Source organism: Lacticaseibacillus manihotivorans DSM 13343 = JCM 12514, assembly GCF_001435035.1.
In the GTDB taxonomy this organism is placed as follows: domain Bacteria; phylum Bacillota; class Bacilli; order Lactobacillales; family Lactobacillaceae; genus Lacticaseibacillus; species Lacticaseibacillus manihotivorans.
Genome location: NZ_AZEU01000063.1, coordinates 25183 through 32855, shown reverse-complemented (window position 1 = coordinate 32855; position 7673 = coordinate 25183). Strand labels below are relative to the sequence as shown.

Below are 7673 nucleotides of genomic sequence, written 5' to 3'. Positions count from 1 at the left end.
TCCCGTGTGAATCATGGGATTGCGCTGCTTTTTTGAAATTCTATGAATAATCCAGGGGTATATAACATCGCCCGCTCAATTGAGATCTGACGCTTAGTTTTAAATAAGTGGGTCTTCATCACTTGAATTTGAGAATTTGGCCGAGCATTGAGATAAGTTTGCGTTGCAATCATAAGATAACCACCTTTCTGATTAAAAGTCTAAGCGGACACATGAACTAATTCAACGCTTTTCTTGGATTTTGATAGAATTGCACAAATGTTCAATGAAACTAATTGAATTTCTTGGGATTGGATGCTACATTAGACACAAACGGAGGCCGTCAATATGAAAGCTATCGGAATTCAACACCGTCGCGAACGAATTTTGACTTTATTAGAACAGCAATCCCCGCTTGCTGTCAGTAACTTGGTCCAAACGTTAGGCGTCTCAGACGAAACTGTTCGTCACGATTTAGCGATTCTGGCCAAACAAGGTATTGTCGCCAAACGCTATGGGCAAGCAGAATTGCTGCCAACGGCCACATTACCACCAGTAGCGGCACGCGAAACTACTGAATCTGAAGCCAAGCAGGCAATCGCCCAAGCCGCATTGGCCTTGATCACACCGCAAATGCACACCATCGGCTTAGACCAAGGCAGTACCACTGCCTTGGTGGCGCAAGGCTTATCCCAATTCCATGAAAAGACCATCGTCACGCGGTCCTTATTATCGTTAATCGCATTAAAAGATGGCGACAATGCGTTTTATACGCCAGGTGGGTACTACAACGTGGACGATATGGCGTTTCAAAACCAAAATCGTGATGCCATGTCCGATTTACAATTGGACATCAGCTTCTTTGGCTCCAGTGGTGTTAAAAATCGGCAAGGCACTTGTTCATCTAGCTTTACAGATGCAGAAGCTAAACAACAGATGCATCAGCAATCAACGCTTACCGTGGCCTTACTCGACCACACCAAGTTCGAACAAACTTCATTGATTGCAGTCACCCCTTTTGATCAATTCGATTATCTAATCACTGACGCACAAACGGACTCGACTACCTTAGCCGAACTACGCCAACTAACTCACGTCATCGTTACCAAGTCGGAGGCCTAATGATGCATGACGAACGCTTATTGACTCGCGTTGCCTATCAATATTACATTCAAAATCAGACGCAAAGCCAAATTGCTAAGAATTTAAATATCGGGCGCTCAACGATCAGCCGATTATTGACTCAAGCCCGCCAACGGCATATCGTTTCGATCAGCATCAATACCAATGATGCTGATCTCCTCGACTTAGAAGCCCAACTAAAGCGGCGATACCATTTGCGTAACGTCGATTTAATCAACTCAGATCATGCTGACTTAGATCTCGCATTGGCTCAAGAAGCAGCGCAATACCTCAAACAAATCATTAAACCAAATAATTTGGTCGGCATTTCTTGGGGCTCAAGTCTGGCTCTGATGGTTGGCCAACTGGATCACCCCAAAGCTGCAAACGCAACGTTTGTACCATTAGTCGGCGGTCCAAGTGCTGCAAATGCCAAGTATCACGTCAATACGATTGTTTATGATTTGGCGAGAAAATTTATGGGCAACAGCGTCTTCATCAACGCGACCGCCGTTCAAGAAAGTAGCTATTTACGCGATGGCATTATGAATGCCAAATATTTTCAGGAGTTGGCCCGCGACTGGGCCCATTTGGACATCGCGTTAGTGGGCGTAGGTGGCCCGTTAACTCGCCGAACCACCAGTCGTTGGCGCGATTTGTTGACGCCAGATGACCGAGATATGCTGAAAGACCAACATGCAATTGGGGATTGTTGTTGTACATTTTACGACGTCAATGGCAAACTTTTGGCGCCAAATTTACAAAAGCGTACCATTGCGATTCCTTTAGAAACGCTAAAACAAACGCCGATTCGCATTGCTGTTGCTCGCTCCACCGAAAAAGTCCCATCAATCAAAGCCTTGCTACAAATTGGAGTCGTCAATACTTTGATTACAGATGCTGACACCGCCAGTCAATTACTGAATTAAAAAACCAGCCCGCAAAGGCTGGTTTTCATTTGCTTTAAAATGTTGCGGTATCTGGATCGGTGTATTCCCCAGCTAACCCAGCTTGGGCATCGATCACTTGCATATCTTGATGGGACAATTCAAAGTCGAATAATTCGGTGTTTTGTTGAATGCGATCCGCATGCACAGATTTTGGTAATGGCAAGAAGTCATGTTGCAAGGACCAACGCAAAACGATTTGTGCCACAGACTTGTCGAAGCGCTTGGCCATTTTTTGCAGTTCTGGTACGGCAAAAATCTTACCAGTGCCAAGTGGGCTATAGGCTTCGTTCAACATGCCATGTGCTTTGTTATAAGCGACTAATTCCGGTTGGGCGTCAGATGGGTTCAAGAAGATCTGGTTGACCATCGGCTTAACCGTCGCCGTCTTATACAATTCATCCAAATGATGTTCGCGGAAGTTGGAAACCCCGATAGCCCGGGCCTTACCAGCTTTGAGAATATCTTCCATCGCGCGCCAAGTTTCAGCGTTGACGCTTTGCCAGTTATCACGATATTGCACTGGGTTTGGCCAGTGGATCAAATACAAATCAACATAATCGACGCCTAACTTGGTCAAGCTGGTATCGATGGCTTTCATCGCATTGTCATAGCCGTGATCAGCATTCCAAAGCTTGGTCGTTAAAAATAAATCATCGCGCTTGATGCCAGAAGCTTTGATCCCAGCGCCAACAGATTCTTCGTTGCCATAAGCGGCAGCCGTATCAATATGGCGATAGCCAGCATTGATCGCTGCTTCAACACTAGCTTTAGCCACATCACCATCTGGCGTTTGCCAAGTGCCAAACCCAACGATCGGGATCTCGACGCCGTTAGACAACGTATAAGTATCAGTTAATTTCGTTAAATGAGCCATTAAATCAATTCCTCCTAATGTAAGTCTTTCACACCAGTTTCAAGCATCCGCATCACCTGCAAGGTTTCAGCATCTTGCGTGACTTTTGGCGCGCCATTGACAATAGTTTGATACACGCCTTGATAAACGCGGCCGTAATCACCGCGCACGGTTGGGACTTTTTCTTGGTGATACTGGTTGTCTGCATCCATATAAGTCAACACGCCAAAATCTTCTGGGCGATCTAGCCCAAAGTCGTCGTGATCTGGCAGATAAAAATGCTTCAAATCAAATTCTTGGCGATCAGTATCTTGTTTGATGAAGCTTCCGCGCGTGCCATAAACGGAAAAGCTTGGCCGCGACGTGATGCGGAAATAGCTGGATTGCACGCAAACTTTCAAGTTGCCGTAATACAGATCTACGGTGAAATCGTCATTCATTTTGCCAGGGCCAAGCAATTGGCGCACATCATAGCGCACGTGATCTGGTTTGCCAAAACGCCCCACCACTTGATCTAAGGTGTGAGTCCCATGGCCGTACAAGAAACTATCCGCTGGGTGATAAGTTGAGTTTGTCGGCGTTTCAGGACGGAAGTAGTCGAACGTTGAATCTAGTTCCGTTAAGTCGCCGAGTTTACCAGAATCGATCACGGCTTGTACCGTCAACCAGTCGGAATCAAAACGGCGGTTGGTGTAGCATTGCAAGAATAAGTTTTTGGCCTTGGCCAAGGCGAACAATTCCTCAGCTTGTGCCACTGTATCGGTGAATGGTTTTTCCAGCAAAACGTTTTTGCCATGATTCAAGGCATCTTTGGCCAGTTGATAGTGGCTGCTTGCCGGTGTGGTGATCACCACCAGCGATACCTCAGCATCCCCATAAATATCATTCACATCTGTGGTGTAATGAACCCCATCGATGGCTTGCCAAGGCGAATCCAAGTGGCGCGCATAAATCGTCTTCACCTGAAATTGATCAGGAAGTTGCAAAACGTAAGGTAAGTGATAGCGATTGGTGCTTTTGCCATTGCCAATAAAGGCGATAGTTAATGGTTGCATGATCGATTCCCCCTCGGTATCTAATTTATACTAATGTAAGCGGTGAAACAAGCACGCACTTATAGGTGCCTACTGTCTCATCAGGTGCCAGTGGTCTAACTCCGTTTCGATAATTTGAGGATGGTACTGTGCGGCCGGTTCCAGAGATCAGCAAAAACCGCTGATGCTCTTACACCTAAATTTTGAGCCAAGAAAACCGCTTGTCTCAAAATTTACCGGTGATATTGCTCGCGAGCCACAAGCCCGGTGTCTCACGGCAATATCACTTTCACAACACCACCCTCAAATTATCTCCACTACGTTAGACCACTGGCACCTGATGGCTACAAAACATATGAGGTCAACGCACATTCAATAATCAGCAAAATTTGCGATATCTGAACTTCAGCGTGTTCAATCTGTGAGCTAGTGATGTCAACGCAGAAAATTTGTGGGCGGAAGCGCCTTGGCAGAACGGAGGAAAACTGGACAATCGCCCGTGGCAGTAGAATCAAGAATGACGCCGTTTTTTGGCGGCATGCGCAGATTCTACCGGCAGATTTTGAAACAAAGTGGTTTTCTTTGGTTCAAAATCTAGGCGAAAGCTCCTCGAACGGTCTTTGTTCGAGAGCTGCAGCCGGCCGCACCGGCAACTTGTCCAGTTTTCCGCAGTGTCGCCAAGGCGCTGGAGGCCACAAATTTTCGTGCCGCTAGGCAATTGAGATTCCTAGCTGGAAGATTAAAAAGACCCAGACAAAATGTCTGGGCCAATTGCTTACTGCATGATTTCATCAAGCATCGCTTTACCTTTAGCCTCATCTTCGCGGAACGCTCGGCCTAATGCCAAGGTTTTGTCCACGATAATGCTTTGGGCATCGATCACTTGATAAGGATGATCTGGGGCTTTTTCTTGAGCTAACGATAATTCAGTACAGCCTAGCACGATCACATTCACACCGAAGCGGTCATGCATTTGCTTTAAGATCTCGTGATACAACTCAGGATCCACACGGTTATGTTCCTTGATGTTGTCATAGATCAACGTCATCACCATATCTTGGATCTGTTGATCGCCGAGCACGACTTCGCGGCCGGTGGCTTCGATTTCATTGGCATAGATGCCATCAGCCAGCGTGCCTTTGGTGGCGATCAAGCCGATGCGGTGTTCATCAGGATATTGTTTGGCCATGGTTTGAATGGCGGTGTGAGGCATGTGGATCAAAGGGATCGTCGTCAGCTTTTTGAGGTCATCATAAAAGTAATGGGCGGTGTTGCATACCATCACCATAAATTCAGGCTTCAACAAGCTTTGTTGTTCGATATCTTCTTTGAGATAAGGATAGAAGTTTTCTTGGGTGTGATCCAAGATGTAGCTGGTACGATCAGGCACTGAGGCATGGTTCACTAAGATATAATCCATGTAGTCTTGATCTTTTTTGGCATTGCTGCGCGCATTCAGCAAGCGGACGTAGCTTTCGGTGGCAGCGGTACCCATCCCGCCGATCACGGTAAAAAAGCGTCGCATGTTTAGCCTTCTTCCTAGTTTTGTTGCGAGGCGTCGGCAATTGCTTGCACGACTTTGGAATCAGATGGCCATGGGGTGTCGATGCCGCGAACTTTTTGATATTGGTCGGCACCTTTGCCGGCGACGATGACAATGTCGCCGGGTTTGCTTGCCGCAATGGCTTCTTCGATCGCAGTTTGACGATCTAAGACTTTGTTGACCGTGACTTTATCATGATCGATACCCGCATCGATTTCATCGATAATGTCTGCTGGATCTTCAAAGCCAGGATCATCAGTGGTCAAGTATGCGACTTGGGCATATTCAGTCAAGGCTTTGGCAAATCCAGGGCGACGTGAAACGCCTTTATCCCCAGGGGCACCAACGACCACTAAGATCTTCGGGTCATGATATTCCGCTTTGATAAAATGCATCAACGCCGTCATGCTGCCATAGTTATGGGCGTAATCAACGTACACCAACCCGTGGTCTTTAACTGGATATTGTTCCATGCGACCAGGGATCTGAACGGTAGAAATCCCAGGGTTGGCTTTGGCACCATCAACACCAGCTAAGCCCCCACCGATCAACGCCGCTGTGGCATTAGATTCGTTGAAGTCACCGATCAAGCTCAATGAGTATGGACCGCCGATGTTTAACGCTGCTGCTTTTTCAGTGACTGGCACCAAAGTAAAGCGGCTCTTAGTCGTATCTAAGGTTTGGCTTTCAAAGCGGAAGTCGATATGCAAATCATCGCGCTTAGGCTTGAAGTCGCTAGAAGCAAACAGATAAATCGAATCTGGATAAGTCGTGGTCGTTGCCGCTGCGTAGACTTCATCGAAGTGATCGGTTTCGGCATTGATCACCACTTTGCGCGAGTTGACCATTAACTGCATTTTGGAATGCAAGTAAGACGCAAAGTTCGGATGTTCGTTTGGGCCGATATGATCAGGCGTGATGTTTAAGAAAAAGCCGACATCATAGGTCAAGCCAAACACGCGATTGCGCAAATAGGCTTGGCTAGAAACTTCCATCACCAAATGGGTCATGCCGTTATCGACAGCTTGGCGCATGTCATGGAATAAGTCCAATGATTCTGGTGTGGTTAAATCTGATTTGAATTTTTGATCCGGGTTCGGGCCGACGATACGATCTAGCGTCGAGAACAAGGCCACGCGCTTAGGGTGCGCTTGTTCCAAAATGCCACGGGTGAAGTAAGCTGACGTGGTTTTGCCTTTAGTCCCAGTATAAGCAATGACAAATAAGTCGTCTTGAGGGAAGTCGTAGAAAGCTGCCGCTAAAATCGCCATAGCTTTGGTGACATTCACCACGATCAAGGCGTTCATCCCATTGCCTTCAACATACGGTTTCTCGGCGACATAGGTGATCGCACCATTGTCCTTGGCCATCGACAAATAAATCGGGCGGAAGTGCGAGCCTTTGCAGAAGAACAGGCTTGGGCCTGAGACTTTGCGCGAATCATAAGCGATACCAGACATTTGGATGTCCATGGAATTTTGGACGGCTGAGCTTTTCAGCAAGTGATGTTCTTTAAGTAATAAAATACATGCATTCAACGATAATGCCATGATGATCTCCTTGTGTGAGCGAGTGCGACGAGTCCGTCGCGTAGCAGCCTCTATTATAGCAGATTAACAATACGACGAAAATGTTACAAGCCGTCTGGTACCACGATTTTCGTCAACGTCACCTGATAACTTCCTGCCGGTGCCGTCACGCTGACCGCATCCCCGACACGATGATGTAAAATCGCTGACCCCAGCGGTGAATCACTGGCTAAATTGGTTTCAGCTTGGCCAGATTCTTTGGGACCGACCAAAGCATAAGTATCGTCATCAGCTGGGCCAAATTCGATCGTGACCTGCGTGCCGATTTCAGCCGTATCCCCAGTTGGCGTCGGCACGATTTCAGCATAGCGGATCAGCTTGTCGAGATAACGCATGCGACTTTCCAGTTGCCTGAGATCACGTTTGGCTGCAGAGTATTCCGCATTTTCAGAACGATCACCTAATGCCGCTGCTTCGGCAAGGCGTTTAATGCGCGTCGGCCGCTCTTTTTTTAACTGTTCGATTTCGTCAGCAAAGGCTTGCACCCCTGCTTTGGTGATTGGATGATATTGCATATCAAAGCCTCCGCCATAAGGATACCGCGTTGTCGCCAATTGAAAAAGTCGCTCTCATCGGCTTAACAGAAACGCGGATAAACCAAAG

General features: G+C 47.1%; 8 protein-coding genes. 2 read left to right on the top strand and 6 right to left on the bottom strand.

Features of this window, described 5'->3' with window-relative positions; genetic code table 11:
• Positions 1–11: 11 nt before the first annotated feature.
• Complete coding sequence (locus tag FD01_RS15975; RefSeq protein ID WP_156647262.1) at positions 12–173, bottom strand: hypothetical protein; 162 nt, start codon at positions 171–173, stop codon at positions 12–14.
• Positions 174–327: 154 nt separating this feature from the next.
• Here FD01_RS15975 and FD01_RS03890 point away from each other — a divergent pair, with 154 nt between their 5' ends.
• Both FD01_RS03890 and FD01_RS03885 read left to right on the top strand, forming a co-directional pair.
• Positions 328–1101, top strand: coding sequence for a DeoR/GlpR family DNA-binding transcription regulator (locus FD01_RS03890; protein ID WP_054715513.1), 774 nt, complete (start codon positions 328–330; stop codon positions 1099–1101).
• Positions 1101–2030, top strand: coding sequence for a sugar-binding transcriptional regulator (locus FD01_RS03885; protein ID WP_056962710.1), 930 nt, complete (start codon positions 1101–1103; stop codon positions 2028–2030). Before FD01_RS03890 ends, FD01_RS03885 begins: the two co-directional genes overlap by 1 nt.
• Positions 2031–2064: 34 nt before the next feature.
• On the opposite strand, the gene FD01_RS03880 is transcribed toward FD01_RS03885, so the two are convergent.
• From FD01_RS03880 to greA, 5 genes are all read right to left on the bottom strand, one after another.
• The gene (locus tag FD01_RS03880; protein WP_054715510.1) at positions 2065–2925 is read right to left on the bottom strand and encodes an aldo/keto reductase; all 861 of its coding nucleotides are present in this window, start codon (positions 2923–2925) and stop codon (positions 2065–2067) included.
• A 14-nt stretch (positions 2926–2939) separates the two neighbouring features.
• Positions 2940–3959 (bottom strand): Gfo/Idh/MocA family oxidoreductase, encoded by a 1020-nt coding sequence (locus tag FD01_RS03875; RefSeq protein ID WP_056962709.1) that lies wholly within the window; start codon positions 3957–3959, stop codon positions 2940–2942.
• A 754-nt stretch (positions 3960–4713) separates the two neighbouring features.
• Positions 4714–5463, bottom strand: a complete 750-nt coding sequence (locus FD01_RS03870) for an aspartate/glutamate racemase family protein (RefSeq protein WP_056962708.1) — start codon at positions 5461–5463, stop codon at positions 4714–4716.
• Between the two features lie 14 nt (positions 5464–5477).
• On the bottom strand, positions 5478–7031 hold the full coding sequence (locus FD01_RS03865) for a UDP-N-acetylmuramoyl-L-alanyl-D-glutamate--2,6-diaminopimelate ligase (RefSeq protein WP_054715504.1): 1554 nt from the start codon (positions 7029–7031) through the stop codon (positions 5478–5480).
• 83 nt (positions 7032–7114) lie between these two features.
• Positions 7115–7585: a transcription elongation factor GreA gene (gene greA / locus FD01_RS03860; RefSeq protein ID WP_054715501.1), complete on the bottom strand. Its 471-nt coding sequence runs from the start codon at positions 7583–7585 to the stop codon at positions 7115–7117.
• Positions 7586–7673 lie beyond the last annotated feature (88 nt).